24 protein-coding genes are annotated in these 22,149 nt (G+C 50.0%); 17 read left to right on the top strand and 7 right to left on the bottom strand.

The window, feature by feature from the left end; all coding sequences use genetic code 11:
- Positions 1–2 precede the first annotated feature (2 nt).
- From fabG to ptsG, 9 genes are all read left to right on the top strand, one after another.
- Entirely contained in the window at positions 3–737 is a 735-nt protein-coding gene (gene fabG, locus Q4579_RS05965; RefSeq protein WP_211647558.1) for a 3-oxoacyl-ACP reductase FabG, read from the top strand.
- Positions 738–895: 158 nt separating this feature from the next.
- A complete protein-coding gene (gene acpP, locus Q4579_RS05960; protein ID WP_211647559.1) occupies positions 896–1,135 on the top strand; it encodes an acyl carrier protein in 240 nt (79 codons plus the stop codon).
- An 88-nt stretch (positions 1,136–1,223) separates the two neighbouring features.
- Positions 1,224–2,462 (top strand): beta-ketoacyl-ACP synthase II, encoded by a 1,239-nt coding sequence (fabF, locus tag Q4579_RS05955; protein WP_303562454.1) that lies wholly within the window; start codon positions 1,224–1,226, stop codon positions 2,460–2,462.
- 63 nt (positions 2,463–2,525) lie between these two features.
- Positions 2,526–3,335 (top strand): aminodeoxychorismate lyase, encoded by an 810-nt coding sequence (gene pabC / locus Q4579_RS05950; RefSeq protein WP_303562452.1) that lies wholly within the window; start codon positions 2,526–2,528, stop codon positions 3,333–3,335.
- Positions 3,329–4,339: an endolytic transglycosylase MltG gene (gene mltG, locus Q4579_RS05945; protein WP_303562450.1), complete on the top strand. Its 1,011-nt coding sequence runs from the start codon at positions 3,329–3,331 to the stop codon at positions 4,337–4,339. Before pabC ends, mltG begins: the two co-directional genes overlap by 7 nt.
- On the top strand, positions 4,339–4,977 hold the full coding sequence (gene tmk, locus Q4579_RS05940) for a dTMP kinase (RefSeq protein ID WP_303562448.1): 639 nt from the start codon (positions 4,339–4,341) through the stop codon (positions 4,975–4,977). Before mltG ends, tmk begins: the two co-directional genes overlap by 1 nt.
- Positions 4,974–5,936, top strand: a complete 963-nt coding sequence (gene holB / locus Q4579_RS05935; protein WP_303562447.1) for a DNA polymerase III subunit delta' — start codon at positions 4,974–4,976, stop codon at positions 5,934–5,936. The genes tmk and holB overlap by 4 nt, the downstream gene beginning before the upstream one ends.
- Before the next feature lie 88 nt (positions 5,937–6,024).
- On the top strand, positions 6,025–6,801 hold the full coding sequence (locus Q4579_RS05930; protein ID WP_303562445.1) for a TatD family hydrolase: 777 nt from the start codon (positions 6,025–6,027) through the stop codon (positions 6,799–6,801).
- A gap of 457 nt (positions 6,802–7,258) precedes the next feature.
- Complete coding sequence (ptsG, locus tag Q4579_RS05925; RefSeq protein ID WP_303562444.1) at positions 7,259–8,689, top strand: PTS glucose transporter subunit IIBC; 1,431 nt, start codon at positions 7,259–7,261, stop codon at positions 8,687–8,689.
- Between the two features lie 80 nt (positions 8,690–8,769).
- On the opposite strand, the gene Q4579_RS05920 is transcribed toward ptsG, so the two are convergent.
- From Q4579_RS05920 to Q4579_RS05910, 3 genes are all read right to left on the bottom strand, one after another.
- Positions 8,770–9,669 carry a lysine exporter LysO family protein gene (locus tag Q4579_RS05920; protein ID WP_303562443.1) on the bottom strand — a complete coding sequence of 300 codons (900 nt, stop codon included), beginning with the start codon at positions 9,667–9,669 and terminating at the stop codon, positions 8,770–8,772.
- A gap of 206 nt (positions 9,670–9,875) precedes the next feature.
- Positions 9,876–10,799 (bottom strand): HDOD domain-containing protein, encoded by a 924-nt coding sequence (locus tag Q4579_RS05915; RefSeq protein WP_303562441.1) that lies wholly within the window; start codon positions 10,797–10,799, stop codon positions 9,876–9,878.
- A 95-nt stretch (positions 10,800–10,894) separates the two neighbouring features.
- Entirely contained in the window at positions 10,895–11,497 is a 603-nt protein-coding gene (locus Q4579_RS05910) for an LON peptidase substrate-binding domain-containing protein (RefSeq protein WP_303562440.1), read from the bottom strand.
- A 279-nt stretch (positions 11,498–11,776) separates the two neighbouring features.
- Between Q4579_RS05910 and Q4579_RS05905 the strand changes: the two genes are divergently transcribed.
- Positions 11,777–12,427: a TfoX/Sxy family DNA transformation protein gene (locus Q4579_RS05905; RefSeq protein WP_303562438.1), complete on the top strand. Its 651-nt coding sequence runs from the start codon at positions 11,777–11,779 to the stop codon at positions 12,425–12,427.
- A 125-nt stretch (positions 12,428–12,552) separates the two neighbouring features.
- On the top strand, positions 12,553–12,870 hold the full coding sequence (locus Q4579_RS05900; RefSeq protein WP_303562437.1) for a VF_A0006 family four-cysteine protein: 318 nt from the start codon (positions 12,553–12,555) through the stop codon (positions 12,868–12,870).
- On the opposite strand, the gene znuB is transcribed toward Q4579_RS05900, so the two are convergent.
- Both znuB and znuC read right to left on the bottom strand, forming a co-directional pair.
- Positions 12,867–13,652 carry a zinc ABC transporter permease subunit ZnuB gene (gene znuB / locus Q4579_RS05895; RefSeq protein WP_303562435.1) on the bottom strand — a complete coding sequence of 262 codons (786 nt, stop codon included), beginning with the start codon at positions 13,650–13,652 and terminating at the stop codon, positions 12,867–12,869. The two genes, Q4579_RS05900 and znuB, sit on opposite strands and share 4 nt — an antisense overlap.
- The gene (znuC, locus tag Q4579_RS05890; RefSeq protein ID WP_303562434.1) at positions 13,645–14,424 is read right to left on the bottom strand and encodes a zinc ABC transporter ATP-binding protein ZnuC; all 780 of its coding nucleotides are present in this window, start codon (positions 14,422–14,424) and stop codon (positions 13,645–13,647) included. The genes znuB and znuC overlap by 8 nt, the downstream gene beginning before the upstream one ends.
- Before the next feature lie 87 nt (positions 14,425–14,511).
- Between znuC and znuA the strand changes: the two genes are divergently transcribed.
- From znuA to Q4579_RS05865, 5 genes are all read left to right on the top strand, one after another.
- Positions 14,512–15,411 (top strand): zinc ABC transporter substrate-binding protein ZnuA, encoded by a 900-nt coding sequence (znuA, locus tag Q4579_RS05885; RefSeq protein ID WP_303562432.1) that lies wholly within the window; start codon positions 14,512–14,514, stop codon positions 15,409–15,411.
- A gap of 2 nt (positions 15,412–15,413) precedes the next feature.
- On the top strand, positions 15,414–16,772 hold the full coding sequence (gene mepM / locus Q4579_RS05880; RefSeq protein WP_303562430.1) for a murein DD-endopeptidase MepM: 1,359 nt from the start codon (positions 15,414–15,416) through the stop codon (positions 16,770–16,772).
- Positions 16,773–16,995: 223 nt separating this feature from the next.
- The gene (locus Q4579_RS05875; RefSeq protein WP_303562429.1) at positions 16,996–17,223 is read left to right on the top strand and encodes a FeoA family protein; all 228 of its coding nucleotides are present in this window, start codon (positions 16,996–16,998) and stop codon (positions 17,221–17,223) included.
- Positions 17,220–19,529 carry a Fe(2+) transporter permease subunit FeoB gene (gene feoB / locus Q4579_RS05870; protein WP_303562428.1) on the top strand — a complete coding sequence of 770 codons (2,310 nt, stop codon included), beginning with the start codon at positions 17,220–17,222 and terminating at the stop codon, positions 19,527–19,529. Before Q4579_RS05875 ends, feoB begins: the two co-directional genes overlap by 4 nt.
- Positions 19,526–19,771, top strand: a complete 246-nt coding sequence (locus tag Q4579_RS05865; protein ID WP_303562426.1) for a FeoC-like transcriptional regulator — start codon at positions 19,526–19,528, stop codon at positions 19,769–19,771. The genes feoB and Q4579_RS05865 overlap by 4 nt, the downstream gene beginning before the upstream one ends.
- A 40-nt stretch (positions 19,772–19,811) precedes the next feature.
- On the opposite strand, the gene Q4579_RS05860 is transcribed toward Q4579_RS05865, so the two are convergent.
- Positions 19,812–20,240 (bottom strand): HIT domain-containing protein, encoded by a 429-nt coding sequence (locus Q4579_RS05860; RefSeq protein ID WP_303562424.1) that lies wholly within the window; start codon positions 20,238–20,240, stop codon positions 19,812–19,814.
- Positions 20,241–20,408: 168 nt separating this feature from the next.
- Between Q4579_RS05860 and Q4579_RS05855 the strand changes: the two genes are divergently transcribed.
- The gene (locus tag Q4579_RS05855; protein WP_303562423.1) at positions 20,409–21,008 is read left to right on the top strand and encodes a DUF924 family protein; all 600 of its coding nucleotides are present in this window, start codon (positions 20,409–20,411) and stop codon (positions 21,006–21,008) included.
- Positions 21,009–21,012: 4 nt separating this feature from the next.
- Here the strand turns inward: Q4579_RS05855 and Q4579_RS05850 are convergent, their stop codons facing one another.
- The gene (locus tag Q4579_RS05850; RefSeq protein WP_303562422.1) at positions 21,013–22,065 is read right to left on the bottom strand and encodes a GGDEF domain-containing protein; all 1,053 of its coding nucleotides are present in this window, start codon (positions 22,063–22,065) and stop codon (positions 21,013–21,015) included.
- Positions 22,066–22,149 lie beyond the last annotated feature (84 nt).

Below are 22,149 nucleotides of genomic sequence, written 5' to 3'. Positions count from 1 at the left end.
ACATGAGCCTGCAAGGTAAAGTTGCTCTGGTAACAGGTGCAAGCCGTGGTATTGGTCGCGCAATTGCCGAAATTCTGGTTGAACGCGGTGCGACTGTGATTGGTACAGCAACTTCAGAAAGCGGCGCAGAAGCGATCAGCGCTTATCTGGGTGAGCACGGTAAAGGTTTGGCACTGAATGTGACTTCTCCTGAGTCAATTGAAGCCGTCCTGAAGCAGATCAAAGACGAATTCGGTGAAGTTGATATTCTGGTGAACAACGCTGGTATCACACGTGACAATCTGCTGATGCGGATGAAAGATGACGAGTGGCAGGACATTATTGACACCAACCTGACCTCAATTTTCCGTCTGTCGAAAGCTGTGCTACGGTCAATGATGAAAAAACGTTATGGCCGTATTATCAGCATTGGCTCTGTGGTGGGTACCATGGGGAATGCAGGACAGACCAACTATTCTGCAGCCAAAGCTGGCCTGATTGGTTTTACCAAATCGATGGCACGCGAAGTGGCTTCGCGCGGAATTACTGTAAATGCAGTAGCGCCTGGTTTCATCGAAACCGATATGACCAAAGCGCTGAATGATGATCAACGTGCCTCCACGCTGTCTGCTGTTCCGGCAGGTCGTTTGGGTGAGCCGCGTGAAATTGCAGCAGCAGTTGCATTTTTAGCTTCTGACGATGCTGGTTACGTAACCGGCGAAACGCTGCATGTGAACGGCGGCATGTACATGATTTAAGCAAAAAAGTTGAAATCTTTTTGGATGCAAGTCAAACTCAGGTAGATTTCACGCAGAATCGTGGTTTGACCAGCACCCTTAGTGTTGCAACTTTTACAGTAATGAATAAACTACAGCAAATCGCAAAAGCGAACTCTTGTTTAAGGAAATAGATTAGTATGAGCAACATCGAAGAACGCGTAAAAAAAATCATCGTTGAGCAGCTGGGCGTAGATGAGTCTGAAGTAAAGAACGAAGCTTCTTTCGTTGACGATCTGGGTGCTGACTCTCTGGATACTGTTGAGCTGGTAATGGCTCTGGAAGAAGAATTCGACACAGAAATTCCAGACGAAGAAGCTGAGAAAATCACAACAGTTCAGGCAGCGATCAACTACGTTCTGAGCGCTTCTGCTGAGTAATTCTCACGAACACTTCCAGGCGGTCTCCATGACCGCCTGATTTCATTTAAGCATTCAAGTTAATCCTTCATTCCCGGAGATATAAATCGTGTCAAAGCGTCGCGTAGTTGTAACTGGTATGGGTATGCTGTCACCAGTTGGCAATACTGTCGAATCTTCATGGAAAGCCTTACTGGCTGGCCAGAGTGGTATCAGCAATATTGAGCACTTCGATACGACTGATTTTGCAACCCGTTTTGCAGGTATGGTCAAAGACTTCAACTGTGAAGACTACATGTCCAAAAAAGATGCCCGTAAAATGGACCTGTTCATCCAGTACGGCGTGGCCGCTGGTATTCAGGCGCTGAAAGACTCTGGTATTGAAGTCAGCGAAGATAACGCTAGCCGTTTTGGTGTGGCGATTGGTTCAGGTATCGGTGGTCTGGGTCTGATTGAGCAGAATCACCAGGCAATGCTGGAAAAAGGCCCGCGCAAAATTAGCCCATTCTTCGTGCCGTCAACGATCGTGAATATGATCGCAGGTCACCTGTCGATTATGTACGGTCTTCGCGGTCCGAATATTGCAATTTCTACAGCCTGTACGACTGGCTTGCATAACATTGGTCATGCTGCACGTATGATTGCATACGGCGATGCAGAGATGATGCTGGCCGGTGGTGCAGAGAAAGCATCAACGCCACTGGGTATGGGTGGTTTCGCTGCAGCGAAGGCACTGTCTACCCGTAACGATGATCCTCAGGGCGCATCTCGTCCTTGGGACAAAGAGCGTGACGGTTTCGTACTGGGCGATGGCGCCGGTATGATGGTTCTGGAAGAGTATGAGCACGCCAAAGCGCGCGGTGCGAAAATCTATGCAGAACTGGTCGGCTTTGGTATGAGTGGCGATGCTTACCACATGACGTCTCCAAGCGCGGATGGTTCAGGTGGTGCTCTGGCGATGGAAGCTGCGATTCGCGATGCTGGTATCCGTCCTGATCAAGTGGGTTACGTGAATGCTCACGGTACTTCAACCCCTGCTGGTGATGTCGCTGAAACCCTGGGCATTAAGCGTGCGCTGGGTAATGCAGTCAATCACGTACTGGTTTCATCGACGAAATCGATGACAGGCCACCTGTTGGGTGCTGCGGGTTCTGTTGAATCAATTATTACGGTGATGTCTCTGGTTGATCAGGCGGTACCGCCAACGATCAACCTGGAAAACCCAGACGAAGGTTGTGATCTGGACTACGTACCAGGCGAAGCACGCCAAGTGAAGATGGAGTATGCATTGTGTAACTCCTTCGGCTTTGGCGGTACAAACGGCTCGCTTCTGTTCAAGAAAATCTAAGCCAAATCTGTTATGCTGAACGGCCCGGTTGAATGACCGGGCCGTTTTTTTATGGGGTATCCGATGGTGTGGATCAACGGTGTTGAAACCGACAAAATGAGCGTCGCTGATCGGGCTTTCCAATATGGGGATGGCTGTTTTACTACGATTCTGGTCGAGCAGGGTGCCCCGAGGCTTTGGTCACAACATTTAACCCGGCTGAAGCTGTCGCTGCAAAAGCTGAACATTGCTGCGCCCGAGTGGTCGCACATAACAGAGACAGTCATGTCTTTGGCGCAAGGATATCCGCACAAAGGTGTGATTAAGGTATTCGTCAGTCGCGGGGCTGGTGGCCGGGGCTATAGTCCGGCCGGATGCCAGAACACTCAGGTCGTGGTGTCCGATTTTCCCTGGCCTGCGCATTATGCCCAGTGGCAGCAAGAAGGCATCGAGTTGGGTGTTTGCCGTCAGCGGCTTGGTTTGTCTCCGATGCTGGCTGGCCTGAAGCATGCGAATCGGCTTGAGCAGGTGCTGCTCAAGCAGGAAATTGATGCAAATGGCTGGCTGGATGCCGTGGTGCTGGATGCGAATGGTGATGTCGCGGAAACCTGCGCTTCGAACATTTTCTGGCGAAAAGGAAATACGCTGTATACCCCCGAGCTCAGCCTGGCTGGTGTTCATGGCTTGATGCGGGCACATGTCTGTGAACTGGCCGCTGCACTGGGGTTTTGTCTGGAGTATGTGAAAAGCACACTGGATGACTTGCTTTGCGCAGATGAAGTCTTTATTACTAATGCGCTCATGGCTTTGGTGCCCGTGACGAAAATTCAACATAAAACGTACCAAGAACGGCGTGCGTTAGAAGCGATAACGAAGAGGTTGTACTCGTGCTAAAAAAGTTGGCATTGGTGTTCGTTCTGCTGGGAGCAATTCTGGCAGGTGGTGTGGGCTGGGCATATCTTCAGGTAAAAGCCAGTATTGATCAGCCCGTTGCTCAGTTAGAAGAACCGTACCTGACGGTCAGACCGGGAACAACGTTTCGGGGGCTGATCTACCAGTTGACTCAAATGGGGGTGATTGCTGAATCGCCCTGGACACGTTGGGTTGGCCGGATTGACCCGACTCTGGCGCGAATCAAAGCGGGCACTTATTCTATCGAACGGGCCCGGACGCTAAAGGATGTTTTGGTTACCGTTGCATCTGGTAAGGAATATCAATTCTCGATCACACTGCTTGAAGGTGATCGGTTTACCGACTGGCTGAATGAGCTGGAAAATGCGCCGATGCTGAAACATGAGACGGCGCAAATGACGGAAGCCGACATTGCCAAAGCCATTGGCGCGGATGTAGAAAAGCTGGAAGGCTACCTGCTGCCCGAGACTTACCATTACACTGCCGGCACCTCAGATCTGGCGTTGCTGAAGCGCGCTTATGGCCATATGACACAATTACTGGGCTCTGCCTGGGAAGACCGGGATGCGTCGATCCCGCTGAAAAACCCGTATGAAGTATTGATCATGGCATCGATCATCGAGAAAGAAACGGCCGTCGATGAAGAACGTGCCAAAGTGTCTTCTGTTTTTATGAATCGCCTGCATAAAGGGATGCGCCTGCAAACGGATCCAACGGTGATTTATGGTATGGGAGATAAGTTTGACGGCAATATACGCCGGAAGGACTTGCGGACGCCGACGCCATATAACACGTACACTATTTTTGGTCTGCCGCCGACACCGATTGCGATGCCAAGTGCTGCTTCTGTTCTGGCAGCGGTAAAACCGGCGCAAACCAACTATTACTATTTCGTGGCTGACGGTAAAGGCGGTCATACTTTTTCGAAAACTCTGAGCGAACACAATCGCGCTGTTCGTCAATATTTAAAGATACTCAAACAATAATGAACGGAAAATTTATCGTCATTGAAGGCCTGGAAGGTGCCGGGAAGAGCACTGCCATTGCAACGGTTATTAAGATTCTGACGGAACAAGGGATCCAAGACATTGAATCGACGCGTGAGCCGGGCGGTACGCCGCTGGCGGAGCAGATGCGTACGCTGGTGAAAGAAGGCCATCCGGATGAACCGCTCACGGATATGGCTGAATTGTTGCTGCTATATGCCGCGCGCAGCCAGTTGGTGGAGCATGTTATTCAACCTGCACTCAAGGCGGGAAAGTGGGTTGTCGGCGATCGGCATGACATGTCTTCTCAGGCATATCAGGGGGGCGGTCGTGGTTTTGATACGCAGCTCATGGCCGATATCAAAACCATGGTGCTGGGGGATTTCGAACCGGATCTGACCATTTATATGGATATCGACCCGGCTCTTGGGCTGCAGCGGGCCCGTGGCCGCGGTGCGCTGGACCGGATAGAGAAAATGGACCTCTCCTTTTTTGAACGGACCCGAGCGCGCTTTCTGGCCTTGTCGCAACATCAGCCAAAAGTGATCATCGTGGATGCATCGCAAAGCCTTGAAGCGGTGACCGCCGAGATCCAGCAACAGCTGAAACACTGGCTGGCGCAGCAGGAGATCGTATGAGTTATCCCTGGCTGACAACGCTTTGGCAGCAATGGCAACAATTGTTGTCTCAGGAGCGGATGCATCATGCCATGTTACTTGTGTCACCGGCGGGCTTTGGCCGTGAAGCGCTGGTTCGGCAACTGGCGCAGACGGTGTTATGTCAGAATGGCGTGACTGAATCTTGCGGTTTATGCCACAGTTGCCAGTTGTTTACTGCAGAAACCCATCCGGATTGTCATGTTATCCGCCCTCTGGAGGGGAAAGCAATTAGCATTGATGCCATCCGGCAATGTAATCACTGGGCGTGGGAAACATCGCAGTTAGGTGGGAAGCGTGTGGTGGTGATTGAGCAGGCTGAATCCATGGGTGAGGCTGCAGCCAATGCATTGCTCAAAACTCTGGAAGAGCCGCCGGCAAACTGCCAGTTTATTCTCACCACGTCTGAGTTGGATCGGTTGTTACCCACCATCAACAGTCGCTGTAATAAGTGGCGGTTACAAATTCCATCTGAGCAAAACGTGAAACGCTGGGTGGAAAGCCAGCTCATGCAATCAATCAAGTGGGAAGATGTCCGGCTGAACGGTTGTGCGCCCCTGGCTGTTTTACACTTTATTGAGCAGGGACAAAACATCCGGCATCAGCATTTGCTGGAAGGGTTGCACCAGTTTCTGACGCCGCCGCATACGGGCTTGTTCAGCGTGACTGAAGCCTGTATGAAGGATGGGCTGCTGAGTCTGCGATGGTTGAGCTACTTTTTGGTTGACTGTCTGAAAGTCCATCAGGGCGCTGTCAATTATCTGATTCATGCTGAATCTGCTGTGTTGGTTCAGCAGGTTGCCACGCAAGTGAATCAGCAAACTTTATTGCAGCAGATCCAGGCGTTGAATGCGTTAATCCGAGAACTGGAATCGCATTCAGGTCTGAATCATGAGCTGCTGATTACGGACTGGCTGTCGGGGTTTATCCCGGCACCATAATTCATCCCTCCGAGGGCCTGTCTGCCAGAGTCTGCAGTGCCACTCGGTGGTGGATGTCAATACACCGAAACATTGAGAGGATATTCAGGTGTTAGTAGATTCACATTGCCACCTCGACAAACTCAATTATAACGAGTTGCATACGGATGTCGCGGATGTACTGGCGAAAGCGGAAGCACGCGGCGTCACTCATTTTCTGTCCGTTGGTGTCACACTGAAAAGCTTTCCGACCATGATGGACATGATTGCACCATTCAATCATGTGTTTGCGTCTTGTGGTGTGCATCCGTTAGATATTGAGGCTGGTTTTGATTACGACAAGCTGAAGGAATACGCCAGCAACGACAAAGTGGTTGCGATTGGTGAAACCGGTCTGGATTATCATTATCAGCCGGAACTGGCTGAACAGCAGCAGGAAATTTTCCGTCAGCATATTCGTCTGGCCGTTGAATTAAATAAGCCGCTGATTATTCATACCCGGATGGCACGGGAAGATACGATTCAGATTCTGAAAGAAGAAGGGGCAGCGCGTTGCGGTGGTGTACTGCACTGCTTTACCGAAAGTCTGGAGATGGCTGAAGCTGCCATGGAACTGGGCTTTTACATCTCCATTTCTGGGATTGTGACCTTCAATAAAGCGGCTGAGCTGAAAGATGTAGTGAGCCGCTTACCGCTGGAACGCCTACTGGTGGAAACGGATTCACCGTATCTGGCGCCAGTACCCTATCGTGGCAAAGAAAATCAGCCCGCTTATGTGAAAGAAGTGGCGGACTATATTGGTTTGCTGAAAGGCGTTTCCGGAGAGGAGGTTGCCAGAGTTTCAACCGAAAACTTCTTCAGACTTTTTTCGCACGCAAAACAATGAACCTCAGAGAAAAGGAGCGAAAGCTCCTTTTTTTACACCTTTCGTTTATGTATTGCTTTTATATTTGATCTTCATTACGTTGCTCCTCTTTTTTAAAGCAGGAAAGCGCTAAATACTGCAAATGTTGTTTCGTTACATGAAGAAACATGGGTTACAAAAGTGAAATATAATTACATTCATTTATTGTGAGTTGGTGTTTTCGTAACAGACTGATTTTAAAGTTAAAGTCCTTGTATTTTGGCGTATTTCTTACTTTTTCCTGACTGTGATCCACCCGTCAAAGTGAAATTAACTTTCACGATCCGTTGGTATTCTTGATAATTGTCACGTTATATTTGGCGCCGCATTTTATACTTATGCCGAACAATAAAAACGAGTGGTGCTAGCATTATGACTACGGGGGTAGGTCGCTGGTAACCGCTGAATACGTAGTAAACATCTCACTCAGGAGCACAATATGTTTAAGAACTTTTTTGCTAACCTGCAGAAAGTCGGTAAGGCGCTGATGCTGCCTGTATCGGTTCTGCCGGTAGCAGGTATTCTGTTAGGTGTAGGGGCGGCTAATTTCAGCTGGTTGCCAGAAGTCGTTTCTCACCTGATGGAACAGGCGGGTGGTTCAGTTTTCAGCCAGATGGCACTGCTGTTTGCTGTGGGTGTTGCGCTGGGCTTTACGAAAAATGATGGTGTGGCAGGTCTGTCGGCCATCGTGGGTTACGGCATCATGGTTGCCACGCTAAAAGTGATGGCTGACGTGATGGGTGTTGATAAAATCGACACCGGTGTTCTGGGCGGTATTCTGGCGGGTGGTGTTGCTGCCTGGGCCTTTAATCGTTTCTTCAAAATTCAGTTGCCTGAATATCTTGGTTTCTTTGCCGGCAAACGCGCCGTGCCAATTATTACCGGTTTCCTATCGATTGTATTGGGTGTCGTTCTGTCATTTATCTGGCCACCGATCGGACAAGCCATTGCGACTTTCTCTGACTGGGCTGCAAACCAAAACCCAGTGATGGCATTCGGTATTTACGGTGTGGTTGAACGTTCTCTGATTCCTTTTGGTCTGCACCATATCTGGAATGTTCCCTTCTTCTATGAAGCGGGTAGTTGTGTGAATGGAGACGGCGAAGCAGTACGCGGCATCATGACTTGTTTCCTGACCGCTGATGACGCATCACGTGCAGCTGGAAATGGTTTTGGCCAGCTTGCAGGGGGTTACCTGTTCAAAATGTTTGGTCTGCCAGCAGCAGCCTTTGCCATTGCGCATTGTGCGAAGCCGGAAAACCGTGCCAAAGTCATGGGCATCATGGCCTCTGCAGCCCTGACCTCTTTCCTGACCGGGATAACCGAACCGATTGAGTTCTCTTTCCTGTTCATCGCCCCGGTCCTGTATGGTATTCACGCGCTGCTGGCGGGTCTGGCTTATGTGCTGACCAATGCGCTGGGTGTGGTGCATGGTCATACGTTCTCGAATGGTTTTATCGACTTCATTGTCCAGATGCCTCGTGCTGATAATGTGTGGCTGCTGGTGGTGTTGGGTCTGGGTTACGCAGTGCTGTACTACGTGGTTTTCACCTTCGTTATTCGTGCGCTGGATCTGAAAACCCCTGGCCGTGAAGAAGAATCAGCCGAAGCTGCGACAGTCGGTGGGTCTGAGCTGGCCGGTGAACTGGTGGAAGCCTTTGGTGGCAAAGCCAATATCACAAACCTCGATGCATGTATTACACGTTTGCGTGTGAGTGTTGCAGACACGGCCATTGTTGATCAGGACAAACTCAAGCGCTTGGGTGCAGCCGGTGTGGTGGTTGTCTCGGGCGGCGTACAGGCGATTTTCGGAACGAAATCGGATAACCTGCGCACAGAAATGGATGAGTGGATTCGCAACAACGCGTAATCCGATACTGAAATCTAATCTGTTGAAAGCCTGGCTCTTGCCAGGCTTTTTTCATTGCAGGGAATTTGGCATCTGGAACATTAAAGCGACAGAAAGAACAGCATCAGCACGGGCACCAGTAAACTCAGAATAAATCCACTGACGATGGCAATCGGAACGCAGCGGATTCCGCCACAGTTTTGAATGACAGGTAAGGTAAAGTCCATGGCTGTTGCACCGGCATACCCAATTGCCGTATTCGGGTAGCGGGAAATGAGTGCAGGAATCATAGTTAATGCAATGAGTTCACGCATGAGTTCATTGAGAAAAGCAGCGCCGCCATAGACCGGCCCTAGCCCGTCTCCCATTAAAATCCCCGCCAGAGAGTACCAGCCAAACCCGGACGCCATCGCCAATCCGTGCGTGACAGGGATATTCAGCATCCAGGCAGCAATCAGTCCACCGATCAGGGAAGTTGTGATCATCACCAACGCAATCATCATGCCCTGACGATTGAGCAGGATTTGCTTGAGAGTCATGCCGCTGTTTCTCAACTGGATGCCAATTAAAAACAGCAGAACCAATAAAATGATTTCACTGGCCTGGTCAACCCAGCTCAGGTCCATGTTCAGCAGCAGGCCAGCCAGAAGCCCGGCTGCCACAACCAGAATCAGCTTGACCGATTCGAGCAGCATTTTAGCCTTGGGAAGCTGCTGATGACCGTGCTGAGTTGTCATGGGAAAGCGCTTGTCCAGTAAGGGAAGCACCAGCAGGTTACACACACTGATACAGAGAAAAAAGGTGAGTGTATACAGCAAAATCTGGCTGAGGTTTTCTCCCAGATTGTCCAGTCCGGCCAGGCTGAGTCCCATCAGGGCCAGTATAACCAGAACCAGCCGGGAGGTTTGCGCATTGATAAAAGCAAGTACGGACTCTTTTTTGACTGGAATCAGATAGCCGATAATAAGAGGAAGGAAAATAAATAGCATTCCTGAAAACATGAGTATCCTTACAAAGATGTGGGTGTGCGGGTTGCATGGAAAAGGGTGCAATACGGCCGATAAGAGTCCGTTTGATGGCGCAGTGGTATACACGGCTGTTCATGCATCCGGAAGCTTATCAGGCTGTTTAATGAATGGTCAATAGAGCGCTGTTTGTACACAGCGCAGACAGGCAGAGATTGTCGCTGGAGATTCAGTGTTGCAGATTAAAATCCACTGGCTAGCAGCACATGATTGATTTGTTGGTTAAATTCTGCGTCCGGCAGATTTGTCAGGTCATACATGACTTCAGCACCAGTCAGATCCAGTTCAACGTCATGTTCTTCAATGGCGTCATCATCTTCTTTAAATAGCAGCAAGTGATTCGCCATGCGGGCGACATCTAAATAAGTGATGTCATCTTCTCTTTTATAATCCGGGAAAATACGTTTGTTACTGGCGACTTCCAGATAATCCTGATCAAATCCCCAATGCTTGAGAATATCTAAACTGGCTTTATTACAGCAATGTTCGAAAACATATTTAGCAAATGTGATATCGAGGAAATTCCCGTGATCTAAGTAATGCTGATATTCATGAATCAGACTAAAAAGGCCAATGTCGGCAAACAAACCGGAAAGGAGTGCTTTTTCCGGCTCGATTTTTAATTCAGGCCGGTGGCTCAGCAAATGTTGCGTGATCAGTGCCATTGAGCCAGCCAATCGTCGGGATTGCGCTGCGCTTTTTAACAGCAGCGTTTTGCATTCATAGTCGAAGCTACTGTTGAGCTTGATATCCAGAACCGCTTTGGCTGTGATGATATCTCTGACGCGGAGAATACCCAGCCTGCTCACGGCGGTTTGAATATCATGACAAACAATATTTCTGCGGTTAAACATCATGGTATTGGATGTTTTGATCACCGTGGCGGCCATTCCTGGATCATTGAGTAAGACATTGGCTGCATCACGGATCGTCGAATCTTCCCGGTTACACAGTGCCTGAAGTTCAACCAGAACATCGGGGATCGGCGGGAGCTTCAGACGGTTGGTCTTGATGGCATTTTTCACAAGAGCGTGAAATTCCGACTGCAAGCCTGTCAAAAATTTGTCGTTTTCGGGTTTTAACCAGAAAAAAGATACATGCGACATGAGGGATATATAACATAAGAGATTTGTAATGATTTTATCTTGGTCAGATGAGTTGAGTACACTAAGTGAGGTGATTTTTGAGAACAAAGTAAGGATTAGTTGATATCATCGTCAAATAATTGTTGATTATCTAATAACTTGAGCAAGAATCGAGCAGTCAGCGATGGCGAATCCTGAGCAATAAGCAATTGTTTATAATGAACTTCCAGTGGCAGACATTCAATCCAGCGTTGGCAGACCCAACTGAGGTTATCAAATTCCCCGTGCTGATAGTGCGCACCAATTTCAGGCATGCTGGCGAAAAATAGTTTGAGCTTTTCAACCAGACACTCGTGTTTGGTGGCTAATGGGATAGGTGGCCATGCCCGAAAAGGAAGATAATCCGCCGTGAGTAGATCGTCTGTTTCGCGTTTGACCGATAAGATTCTGATTTTTCTTTTCCCTTCTACAATGATGCTCAGCAGGCCATTCTCTAATGCATTAAAATCTACCACACTGACCTGAGTTGCAATGGCAGGAATGCGGGTGATGTTCTCGTCACCATCCTCTTCATCGCTTCGCATGCACAATGCGAAATCACGTAATCCTTCTATGGATTCCTTCAACATTCGCTGATACCGCTGTTCGGCAATGGTGATTTCGAGCTTTCCATCGGGTAAGACATGATTTACGGATGGAAGTAAAGCAATTTCAGGCATATTTTCCCCCTTGTTCTTCCTTAACCTTAGTCGCTTTGACCGGAGAGCACGATCTTGTGTCGCGTAAAATGACGGGTTCCACCCTCGTAATGCTTGTTGATAAATTCTACAGCAAGGCCGAGATTACACTCCTTGTTGCAAGATAACATGTGAAATATCACACTTTTATTTGTGCATTGTTTCATATGTGGAATTTATAATTTCCCTGTGCCATGGTTGCATATGATAGTTGGCGTTGGTTTTAAATCGATAACGAAGAATAATTTTGGGAATAATGCTGTGTCACTCATTAAAGAAACATTCATTGATTACCTGGATACCTTTGTACCAAATGAACAACGTTCTATGTTTGGCGGAACTGGTATCTTCGTTCAGGGAGCGATGTACGCTCTGTTGTCAAATGGCAAGTTCTATATTCGTGGTGGTGAAAAATTAGATCATCAGCTGCTTGAATTAGGATGCCGAAAATTTAAGCACGTAAAACGAAGTACCGTGGCAATCGTGAATTATTACGACATTACGTCTGTTTATGCTTCACAGCCTGCGCTTTGTGCGGATTTGGTGCAAAGCTCTATTGCGATTGCATTGAAAGAAAAGGTGATGAAGGGTGCTGCGCGTAACCGCCGGTTACGTGATTTACCCAACCTCAGGCTGACGCTTGAGCGAATGATGAAGAAAGCGGGTATTGCCGATGTGGACAGTTTCTATCAGATGGGTGCGGTAGAGTCGTACCTGATGGTGAAACAAACGCAGGGCAAAAATGTCGATCAGAAGTTATTGTGGATGTTTGCAGGTGCAGTTGAAGGTTGTCACTGGACACTGCTGGATCCTTCTCTGAAAGAAGAACTGCTCCTGCAGTTAGAGCAAAGAAAACCGTTCTTTTCATTCCAGTCGGAATCTGAAGCGCGGGCCAGTGAAAGCATGTATTAAACATTGCAGTCTCAGACACTGAAACCGAAAAAACCGGGTGCTTGTTGCGCCCGGTTTTTTCATGCATGCCAAACAGGGATCCCCTTCAGCTATGCTTAGTTGAAGGGGACGTTCGGGAATGTATGATGAAGTTTCTCGCAGGGGTTGGATGGCTTTGTGTCGGTTTGATCCAGATGCAGGCTATGGCTGTGAGCTTTGAAGATGAGCGGCAGCAATACAATGACTGTGTCCTGCAATATGTGTCTCCGGCTGAAGAACCGGCAGCCATTACCTGGCTGCTGAATGCCTGTCGGGAATTGTATCTGGATAACATTTTGCTGACGGATAAAGATAAAGCGTATTACCAGTGCCTGCTTGACTTTATGTCTCAGTCAAGCAGGCTTGAGGCCACGCTGAGTATTAAGCAGGCCTGTCAGGATAAACACCGCTCTTTTTTACGTTAGGCTTCCGAGCGTTTCATTTGGCTCAGCAGGAATAAGAACGCTGCTGAAACCACAACAGAGGGACCTGCCGGGGTGTCATAATGCCAGGACATTGACAACCCGAGAAATACAGAAATACAGCCAATCACAGTGGCAAGGACAGCCATGCTCTCTGGGCTTCTGGAAAAGCGTCGTGCCGTTGCCGGCGGTATGATCAGCAATGACGTGATAATAATTGCACCGACAAATTTCATCGCGACGGCAATCACCATGCCGACCATCAGCATCAGCAATAATCGCATCAGTTCAACATTCACGCCTTCGACCTGCGCCAGGTCTTCGTTGATGGTCATCGACAGCAGTGGACGCCACAGTACAATGAGCAGACCCAGTACCAGAGCGCCACCCCCGTAAATCCAAATCAGATCTTCTGTTGATACAGCCAGCAGATCTCCGAACAGGTACGCCATCAGATCAATGCGAATATGATCCATAAAGCTGATGGCGACCAGACCCAGGGATAAAGCGCTGTGCGCAAGGATACCCAATAAAGTATCAGTGGCGATCACGCGTTGTTTTTGCAAGCTGACCAGAATCACCGCTAAAGTCAGGCAGCAAATCATCAGGGCCAGATTCAGGTTGATGTTGAACAAAAAGCCAAGCGCGATCCCAAGCAGTGAGGCATGGGAAAGTGTATCGCCAAAATAGGCCATTTTTCGCCACACCACAAAAGAGCCTAAAGGTCCGGCCAGCATCGAAATGCCAATCCCTGCGGCAAAGGCAGGTAACATAAATTCAAGCATCGTGGTTTCCGTGTTGACATGGACCAACCGGGCTGCCACCCAGATCGTGTTCGTGGTTGTGATGATGGTGATACAGTGCCAGTTGTTCACTCTGCTGGCGGCCAAACAGGGCAACATAGGACGGGTGGCTGGTGATGGACTCCGGTTCTCCGGAGCAACACACATGGTGCTGCAGGCAAATGACATGATCGGTTTTCGCCATCACCAGGTGTAAATCGTGCGACACCATCAAAATTGCGCAGTCCAGTGTGTCCCGCAGGGACTGAATCAGGCTGTACAACTCAAGTTGTCCGTTCACATCAACACCCTGAACCGGTTCATCCAGAACCAGCAGATCCGGATTCTGCAGCAGCGCACGGGAAAGCAGCACGCGCTGCATTTCGCCGCCGGAGAGGCTGTGCATGTCGCTGTGAACCAGATGAGCGCTTCCGGCAAGCGTCAGTGCATCCAGCCGCTGCTCAGCACTGTAGCGGCCAGCCAGAGCCATAAAGCGGTCGACGGTCATCGGCAGCGCATTATTAAGCTGGAGTTTTTGCGGCACATAGCCGATCCGAACCCCTTTGGCGCGCAGGACACGGCCTGAAGTGGGTTTGCGCAATCCGGTGATCACTTTCACCAATGTGGACTTACCAGCACCATTCGGACCAATCAATGTCGTGATCTGGCCTCGCTCTAACTGAAGCGAAACCTGATCCAAAATGTGGCGTCCGGCGGCATTCACGGTAACCTTTTGAAGTTCTACCAAGGGCTTGGCGGGCGTTGCAGTGGCCATAAAAGGATTGAATCTCATTGCTATCTTGAGGTGTTATATTATAACATTCTCAATTGTCTTTTCATTGAATATTTTTAAGGTTGTATCATGTCACGTTTAAGGAACTGGTGTTGTGCCATCGCATGTTTGATGACGTTTACCGTTTCAGCCAAAGAAATGCATGTTGTGACCACAGTGCATCCGTTGAGCCTGATTGTACAGGAATTGGTGGCAGATGGGGGGACCAGCGAAACTTTATTACCTGCTGGCAGCTCTCCCCATGATTATGCATTGCGTCCTTCGGATGTTGAAAAGGTGAACAACGCAGATCTGGTGATCTGGGTTGGTCCGGAGCTGGAATCATTTCTGACCAAGCTGCTCGGAGACAAAAAGAATGCGATTGCATTGACGGCGCAACCCGGGATTACACTGCGAGAGTATGAAGAAGCTCATGCTGAACATGGGGATCATGATGCACATGGTCACCATCATCACGGCGCAGATCCGCACCTGTGGCTGGGTCCGGAGCAGGCAATTCAGGCCGCAAAAGTGATCACCACTGCATTGATTGATGCCGACCCGTTGAATCGCGCGCAATATGAGGCTAACCTGTCTCGGTTCACTACCAGTGTCCATGAAACTGTACTGAACCTGAAGCAACAATTACAACCTTTGCAGCACAAAGGCTATTTCGTATTTCATGATGCGTATGGTTACTTTGAAGAAACGTTCGGTTTAAATAATCTGGGGCATTTTACTGTGTCACCAGATCGTCGTCCGGGTGCGAAAACTTTGATTCAAATTCGCAAAACGTTAAAGGAATCTCAGGTTCAATGCATTTTCAGGGAACCGCAGTTCTCACCTGCGGTCATTAACAGTGTTATTCATGGTAGTGATATAACGATTGGCACCCTGGATCCGATGGCAACGGATATTGCGATGGAACAGGGAGGATATGTCCTGTTTCTGCAAGAGCTTGGACGCAGTTTTACTGAATGTCTTAAATAACAATGAAAATATTAACGGTTGCAGCCAGACGGTTTTCACAGCTTCCCCGTCAACACCGAATTGCGCTTGCTTCAACATCACTTTTAGTCGCGGCTGCCCTTGTATGGCAGCCTAATATTCACTCGCCGTCTCACGGTTCTCGGGCCGACTCGGATTCACGTCGTGAAGTACAGATTGTCACTGACGATGTGATCTCGCTGTCTGAACAGAACAGTGAACCGCTGGGCGTGGTCCTTGATCCGGAAGATCCGGATTTCCAGATCCCGAAAGATGAGCTGGAACAGCAGCTGGATCAGGCAACGGATATCGCCCATGTACACCGGGTGGCTTCCGGGGAAACGCTGGGTGAAATTTTTACACAGTATGCCTTGCCACTTGCCGATATGTATCGCCTGATTGAAGTGGATAAGTCCATTCAGTTTTTGCGTGTCGGCCAGGCCATCGAATGGTCTCTGGATGAAGATGGGCGAATCAATGAACTCTCCATTGAGCGCAGCCCGAAACTCACCGACACCTATGTACTGTCGCCGACCGGTTATACTCATCAGGAAGTAGAACGAACGGGTGAATTTAAACCCGTGCGTCTCACCGGCCGTGTTTCCGGAAGTTTTTATCAGTCGGCTCGCGCTGCCGGTTTATCTCCAACACAGATTCAGACACTGGTAAAAGCCCTGCAATGGCGTTTTGATTTGGGTAAAGATGCCCGGAAAGGCGACCGTTTTGCCATCACGCTGGAACGTGAGTTTATTGATGGCAAAGCTGTCGGACAGGGCGAAGTGAAAGCACTGTATTACCTGAACGGTTCGAACGAAGTGTTTGCGATGCGTTATGACGATGGTGAGTTTTACGATGAAGACGGACGTAGTCTGAACCGGGCGCTGAATCGCTATCCAACACAGAAGCGCTTCCGGATCAGTTCTTCATTTGATCCGCACCGAAAGCATCCGATTACTCACCGGGTGTCACCGCATAATGGGACAGATTTTGCCACGCCAATCGGCACACCGGTTTTGGCAACCGGGGATGGTGTGGTTGTGAAGGCACAGAAGCACCCGCTGGCCGGGAATTTCATCATGATCAAACATGGCCGTGAGTATTCCACCCGTTATTTGCACCTGAGTAAAATTTTGGTGAAAAAGGGTCAGAAAGTGCGGATGGGCGACAGAATCGCGCTGAGCGGGAATACCGGTCGTTCAACCGGGCCGCATTTGCATTATGAATTGCTGAAATACAACCGGGCCGTGAATGCAATGAAAGTGCCTTTACCTCAGGCGGAACCTGTACCTAACAAAGCCCGCTCCGGTTACCGCAACCTGGCGAGCCGGGAAAGGCAGAACCTGCTGGCTGTCATGCCAGGCTAATCTCTCAAAAACGCATCCAACTAGGATGCGTTTTTCTTTTCAGGCCCAGTGAAAAGCCCCGTATCTTTGGTCCCTCAGAACGTTCAGAGATCTGTCTGAATGTTTTCAATATTGAAAACATAGTGTTCAGTTGATCCACTGCCTATCTTGATACCGATCAAGTTCTCGTTGAAGTCCTTCATGGACACTTAATAATAAGAATGATTATTGTTGAGTGTCTCTTATGCGTTTATCTGAATTGTCCGTTGGAGATCATGGAGTGATCTCGGATATTACAGGCTTGCCACCTGAACAGCGAAAGCGTCTTGTCGCGCTGGGGTTATTGCCAAACACCCCGGTACAGCTCATCCGCCGTGCGCCATTGGGTGATCCGATTCAGATCCGTCTCAGAGGGGGCGATCTGGCCATTCAGAAAAGGATCGCCAACTGCGTCGAGGTCTGTCTGAAATGACCTCTCATATCATGCTGACCATTGGCAACCCAAACAGTGGTAAAACGACCTTGTTTAACGGCCTGACCGGTGCCCGCCAGAAAGTCGGGAATTGGCCCGGGGTCACGGTCGATAAGAAAACAGGCCGATATACAATGCAAGACTGTCAGTATGTGATGACGGATCTGCCGGGGCTTTATCAATTGAACAGCAACGCCGCAGGGGCTGGTCTGGATGAAGCGATTGCGTCTCAGGTGGTGATGACGGAACCGGCCGATGTTGTGCTGAATGTCGTGGATGCCACATGCCTTGAGCGTGGACTGTATCTGACCCTGCAACTGCTGGAGTTAGGTTTGCCTGTGGTGGTGGTCCTGAACAAAATGGATGTATTGCAGGCGAATCGTGAGCAGATAAACACAGAGCAACTGGCTGTGTGTTTAGGCTGCCCTGTATTCACCGTTGCAGCGAATCAGGCTGAATCCGTAGCCGCGTTTAAGCGTGAGCTGGCTCAGGTGCTTGCTGCGCCTGACTGGCAGGTCAGCAAAGGGCGACGAACGCCCCCTCGCTTTGAGGCTGCGATTGAAGCGGAAGTGGCGGTTTTACTGAAAAGCGGGCTGGCCACCATAACGGGAAGTGACCGCTTTCTTGCCGCGCGGGGGATAGCACTCAGAATGCTGGAAGGGGATGATCTACTACTCGACGTACAGACCCAGGGCTTCCAGCAGGCAGTGCACCAAAGCCGGTTGAACCTCGCATCACAGATAGACCCTGAAATCAGTTTTGCAGAAACCCGATACAGTTTCCTGCATCAGCTCTGCACTCAGGTCCGACGCCAGCAAGGTCAGTGCAGTCTGGCGGCCAGTGATACGATTGATCGCTGGGTGCTGCACCCCTGGCTGGGGCTGCCAATTCTGATGCTGGTGATGTATCTGATGTTTCTGGTCTCGATCAATGTTGGCAGCGCTTTGATTGATTTCTTCGATATCGGTGTGGGCATTGTGCTGGTCGATGGCGGACATCATGTGCTGGATGGTCGCCTGCCTGCGTGGCTGGTGACCATTTTATGTGACGGGATGGGAGGCGGCATTCAGACCGTGGCGACCTTTATTCCGGTCATTGCATGTTTGTATTTGATGCTCACTTTGCTGGAAAGCTCGGGATATATGGCCCGGGCAGCATTCGTACTCGACAAACTGATGCAAAAAATCGGTTTGCCCGGCAAAGCTTTTGTCCCGCTGGTGCTGGGTTTTGGCTGTAATGTGCCCGCGATTATGGCAACCCGGACATTAGAGCAGGAGCGCGAGCGGCAGTTGGCTGCTGCGATGGCTCCGTTTATGTCCTGCGGTGCCCGTTTACCTGTCTATGCTTTGTTCGCGGCGGCTTTCTTTCCTCATCATGGTCAGCATCTGGTGTTTGCACTCTATCTGGCGGGGATTCTGGCCGCTGTGCTGACCGGCTTGTTGTTAAGGCACACGCTTTGGCCCGGCTCCAGTGAAGTGTTGATCATGGAAATTCCAAGATATGAATGGCCCCAGACGAGTGCTGTGCTGATGCTCACCTGGCACAAGCTCAAACGCTTTGTACTGGGGGCCGGGAAAACCATTGTGCTGGTGGTGACTTTACTGAGTTTCCTGAATTCAATCGGGACGGACGGGACGTTTGGTCATGAAGACAGTCCGGATTCAGTACTGGCGAAAACTGCACAGCTTGCAACGCCATTGTTATCTCCCCTTGGGATTCAGCAAGAGAACTGGCCGGCAACGGTCGGGATTATGACGGGTTTGTTTGCCAAAGAAGCCGTTGTGGGAACGCTCAACAGTCTTTATGCCAAGCAGGACAGCAGCGATGCGCCCTATGATTTGTGGGGCGGATTACAGGCGGCTGTACTGTCGGTTCCTGAAAATCTGGCCGCACTGAATTACAGTGATCCACTGGGGATGAGCGTGGGTGATGTAGATGACTCTGCCTTAGCCGCATCCGAGCAGGGAGTCAGTGTTTCGGTCTATGACAGTCTCAGAACCGGATTCAGCAGTGAGGCGGCAGCGCTGTCTTATCTGATTTTCATTTTGCTCTATACCCCCTGTGTTGCGGCGATGGGGGCGTATGCTCGTGAGTTTGGCCGCCGGTTCGCAATGTTGGTCGCAGCGTGGACCATGTGGCTGGCTTTCAGTCTGTCGACCCTGTGTTATCAGGTGGCACAGCTGGGCAGCGGCAGCAGTGCCACCTGGATTGCGGTAGTAGTGGTACTGAATGGCCTCGTTGTCCTTGCCTTGAAGTGCTATGGCCAGCGTCAGGGCGGGCAGGGGCTGACGCGGGTGCTGTTATGATCCTGCATCAGTTAAGGGCACAGGTTGAACAGTCCGGGCGGGTGAGTCGCCGTCAATTGGCCCGGCAGTTTGGCCTCACTGAAGATGGGGTGGATGCCATGATGGCTCTGTGGCAGAGAAAAGGGGTGATTGGGCAGGAGCGTGTTGGTTGTCGCTCGGTTGATTGCTGTCAGCCCTTCGGTGAAGTCTGGTACCGGCTGCTCAAACCGGATGAATTACCGGTGACGGTGATTCGCGAATAATGCATCAGGGAGGGCGAGGCTCTCCCTGTTTGTTTGGTGTTTAGGCCGGTACGAACTCCGGCAAAGCACCAAAGAAAGTTTTCAATTGCACAACCAGGGCTTGCTCGTCATGGTTGCTGCGTTTGACTCCGTCTGTATTTCCCCAGACCGGGCCGGGCCAGGCAACGTCAGTGGTGAACCGGGCAATATGATGGATATGCAGCTGTGGCACCAGATTGCCCAGAGCACCGATATTGATCTTATCGGGATGAAAATGTGTCTCGAGCAGTTGTGCGGTGGCACAGGATTCAGTCATCAGTTGCTGCTGGTCTTCAACGGACAGATGATGAATTTCGCGCAGGTTTTCGTGCCTTGGCACCAGGATTAGCCAGGGGCCAATGGCTTCTCTGGATAGCAGAACCCGACATAAGGGTAAATCACCAATGACCAGAGTATCCGCGTTCAGTCGCGGATGAAGGTTGAAACTCATTGCAATATTCCTTCTTTTTATTAAGTGCTTCACAAGTCGGTTATCGGATAGAAACAAAATCCATTCCCACCCGTTCAGCTCGCCCTAGGATAAACTACATATTGGAACGGCGGAAGCGGTGCGCCAAGCGTATCCCAAGCGACAAGAGACGAAGGCAGGGGGAAATTCATGGCTGAAGATGAAAAGGTGTTAGATTACTGGTTTGGAACATTAAACGGCGATATTACAGAAGTGGATAAACAACGTCTCTGGTTTCAGGGAAGCGAAGCCATTGATCAGGAAATCACGGATAAATTTCGGATTCTTGTCAGTCAGGCGGGACGGGGGGAACTGAATGGCTGGACGGAAACCCCCCGGGGCACTCTGGCATTACTGATTTTACTGGATCAGTTCAGCCGGAATATCTACCGCGGGCTGGCGGCAGCTTTTCGTTATGATTTGCTGGCTCAGGCACTTTGCCGGCGCGGGCTGACAAAAAACTTTGACCGTGCTTTAGCCCCCATCGAACGGGTATTCTTTTATATGCCGCTGGAGCATTCAGAGGCGCTGGAAGATCAGGAAGAGAGCCTGTTTCGTTTCGATCAGTTACGACAGTCGGTGTCACCTGAACATAAAGCGATGTTTGATGATTTTTATCAGTATGCGGTGAGCCATTATCAGGTGATCAAAGAATTCGGGCGTTTCCCGCATCGGAATGCAGCTTGCGGCCGCTTGTCCACGCGGGATGAAATCACTTTCCTCCAAACGGCATCCCGGTACGGACAATAATTGTTCAGCTCACAGGCAGCACCCGGTTTCGTCCCAGATTTTTGGCCTGGAGTAAATATTTGTCCGCCCGGGCAAGGACTGCCAGGCCGTTTTCTTTCCCGGCCTGTTCAGCAACGCCCATCGAAGCGGTAATAGAGCGGACCGTTTTACCGGACTGTTTGTCCTGCACGGCAATACTGGAAATCAGCTGGCGCAGTTGCTCTCCTTTCTGTCTTGCCAGCTGCAAATCGGCGCCGGGCAGAATCACCACAAATTCTTCACCGCCATAGCGATAAGCCTGCATGCCTTGTTCGCACCAGGCTTGCAGGTGACGTGCAACCGAACACAGGACCTTGTCACCCATCAGGTGGCCAAAATCGTCGTTAAAGATCTTGAAATGATCGATATCCAGTAAGATCAGGCTAAACGGGGTCTGGTATTGGATACAACTGTTCAGATCCTGCTGAAAGGCCCGGCGATTGAGTAGCAGCGTCAGTGGATCTTCATTGGCATGCTTCAGACTGTCCTTGAGCGCTTTTTTAAGATTCTCGATTTCCAGCTGGGCATGTTCCAGCTGCTGATGGAGCAGAGCACTGGACTGATGCATGGTTTTGGATTCATCCAGCAGTTCCTGGACCAGCCCATTTGCTTCATGCACATTCACCCCCTGTGCAGCTTTCTGGCTCAGCCGCTGACAGGTTCTGGATAATGACTGCTGAAATGTGTGAGTATCATTTCTGGAGCCTGCCATCGTATGGCAAAGCTCATCCATAATTGCCTGCAGGCTGTGTGTAATCTGCCCCTGTGTACTGTCCGGCCGCTGAACTAAGTGGGTGCGGTAGAGGGAATCACTCAGGCTGGGCGGACAATGACCGTACTGTTCCAGACACTGATCCATGGCCTGATTGAGCATGGGGATCTGATTGGTGGTATAGCTGTACCACAATGCATAATTGACCGGTGTTGTCGGCACTTTATGCTTTATCATCAACGGAATTGTTTTACGCAACGTTTGGGTCGATGCGAGAAAATCGTCAGTTACACCGTTGTGGGTCACGTTCGAGTCGTCAAGGCTCATTACAACATTCCATGTAAAATTAAGCGTCAGATGATCCTGATTTACGGCATAAAAAAGCCTTCTTAGGATAACCCAGAAGGCTTT

Source organism: Photobacterium sp. 1_MG-2023 (assembly GCF_030547945.1).
Taxonomy (GTDB): domain Bacteria; phylum Pseudomonadota; class Gammaproteobacteria; order Enterobacterales; family Vibrionaceae; genus Photobacterium.
Note: the sequence above shows the minus strand (reverse complement) of the source record. Positions and strands in the feature narration are given on the sequence as shown.

What these genes read in the sequence shown, in the direction of transcription:
- Q4579_RS05860 (WP_303562424.1), bottom strand. Translation starts at nt 20,240, where the DNA reads ATGAGTTTCAACCTTCATCCGCGACTGAACGCGGATACTCTGGTCATT.
- Q4579_RS05910 (WP_303562440.1), bottom strand. Translation starts at nt 11,497, where the DNA reads ATGCCTGAAATTGCTTTACTTCCATCCGTAAATCATGTCTTACCCGAT.
- Q4579_RS05850 (WP_303562422.1), bottom strand. Translation starts at nt 22,065, where the DNA reads ATGAGCCTTGACGACTCGAACGTGACCCACAACGGTGTAACTGACGAT.
- znuB (WP_303562435.1), bottom strand. Translation starts at nt 13,652, where the DNA reads ATGCTTGAATTTATGTTACCTGCCTTTGCCGCAGGGATTGGCATTTCG.
- Q4579_RS05915 (WP_303562441.1), bottom strand. Translation starts at nt 10,799, where the DNA reads ATGTCGCATGTATCTTTTTTCTGGTTAAAACCCGAAAACGACAAATTT.
- acpP (WP_211647559.1), top strand. Translation starts at nt 896, where the DNA reads ATGAGCAACATCGAAGAACGCGTAAAAAAAATCATCGTTGAGCAGCTG.
- feoB (WP_303562428.1), top strand. Translation starts at nt 17,220, where the DNA reads ATGACCTCTCATATCATGCTGACCATTGGCAACCCAAACAGTGGTAAA.
- znuC (WP_303562434.1), bottom strand. Translation starts at nt 14,424, where the DNA reads ATGGCCACTGCAACGCCCGCCAAGCCCTTGGTAGAACTTCAAAAGGTT.
- holB (WP_303562447.1), top strand. Translation starts at nt 4,974, where the DNA reads ATGAGTTATCCCTGGCTGACAACGCTTTGGCAGCAATGGCAACAATTG.
- mepM (WP_303562430.1), top strand. Translation starts at nt 15,414, where the DNA reads ATGAAAATATTAACGGTTGCAGCCAGACGGTTTTCACAGCTTCCCCGT.
- Q4579_RS05875 (WP_303562429.1), top strand. Translation starts at nt 16,996, where the DNA reads ATGCGTTTATCTGAATTGTCCGTTGGAGATCATGGAGTGATCTCGGAT.
- Q4579_RS05900 (WP_303562437.1), top strand. Translation starts at nt 12,553, where the DNA reads ATGAAGTTTCTCGCAGGGGTTGGATGGCTTTGTGTCGGTTTGATCCAG.
- tmk (WP_303562448.1), top strand. Translation starts at nt 4,339, where the DNA reads ATGAACGGAAAATTTATCGTCATTGAAGGCCTGGAAGGTGCCGGGAAG.
- Q4579_RS05855 (WP_303562423.1), top strand. Translation starts at nt 20,409, where the DNA reads ATGGCTGAAGATGAAAAGGTGTTAGATTACTGGTTTGGAACATTAAAC.
- Q4579_RS05920 (WP_303562443.1), bottom strand. Translation starts at nt 9,669, where the DNA reads ATGTTTTCAGGAATGCTATTTATTTTCCTTCCTCTTATTATCGGCTAT.
- pabC (WP_303562452.1), top strand. Translation starts at nt 2,526, where the DNA reads ATGGTGTGGATCAACGGTGTTGAAACCGACAAAATGAGCGTCGCTGAT.
- ptsG (WP_303562444.1), top strand. Translation starts at nt 7,259, where the DNA reads ATGTTTAAGAACTTTTTTGCTAACCTGCAGAAAGTCGGTAAGGCGCTG.
- fabG (WP_211647558.1), top strand. Translation starts at nt 3, where the DNA reads ATGAGCCTGCAAGGTAAAGTTGCTCTGGTAACAGGTGCAAGCCGTGGT.
- Q4579_RS05865 (WP_303562426.1), top strand. Translation starts at nt 19,526, where the DNA reads ATGATCCTGCATCAGTTAAGGGCACAGGTTGAACAGTCCGGGCGGGTG.
- znuA (WP_303562432.1), top strand. Translation starts at nt 14,512, where the DNA reads ATGTCACGTTTAAGGAACTGGTGTTGTGCCATCGCATGTTTGATGACG.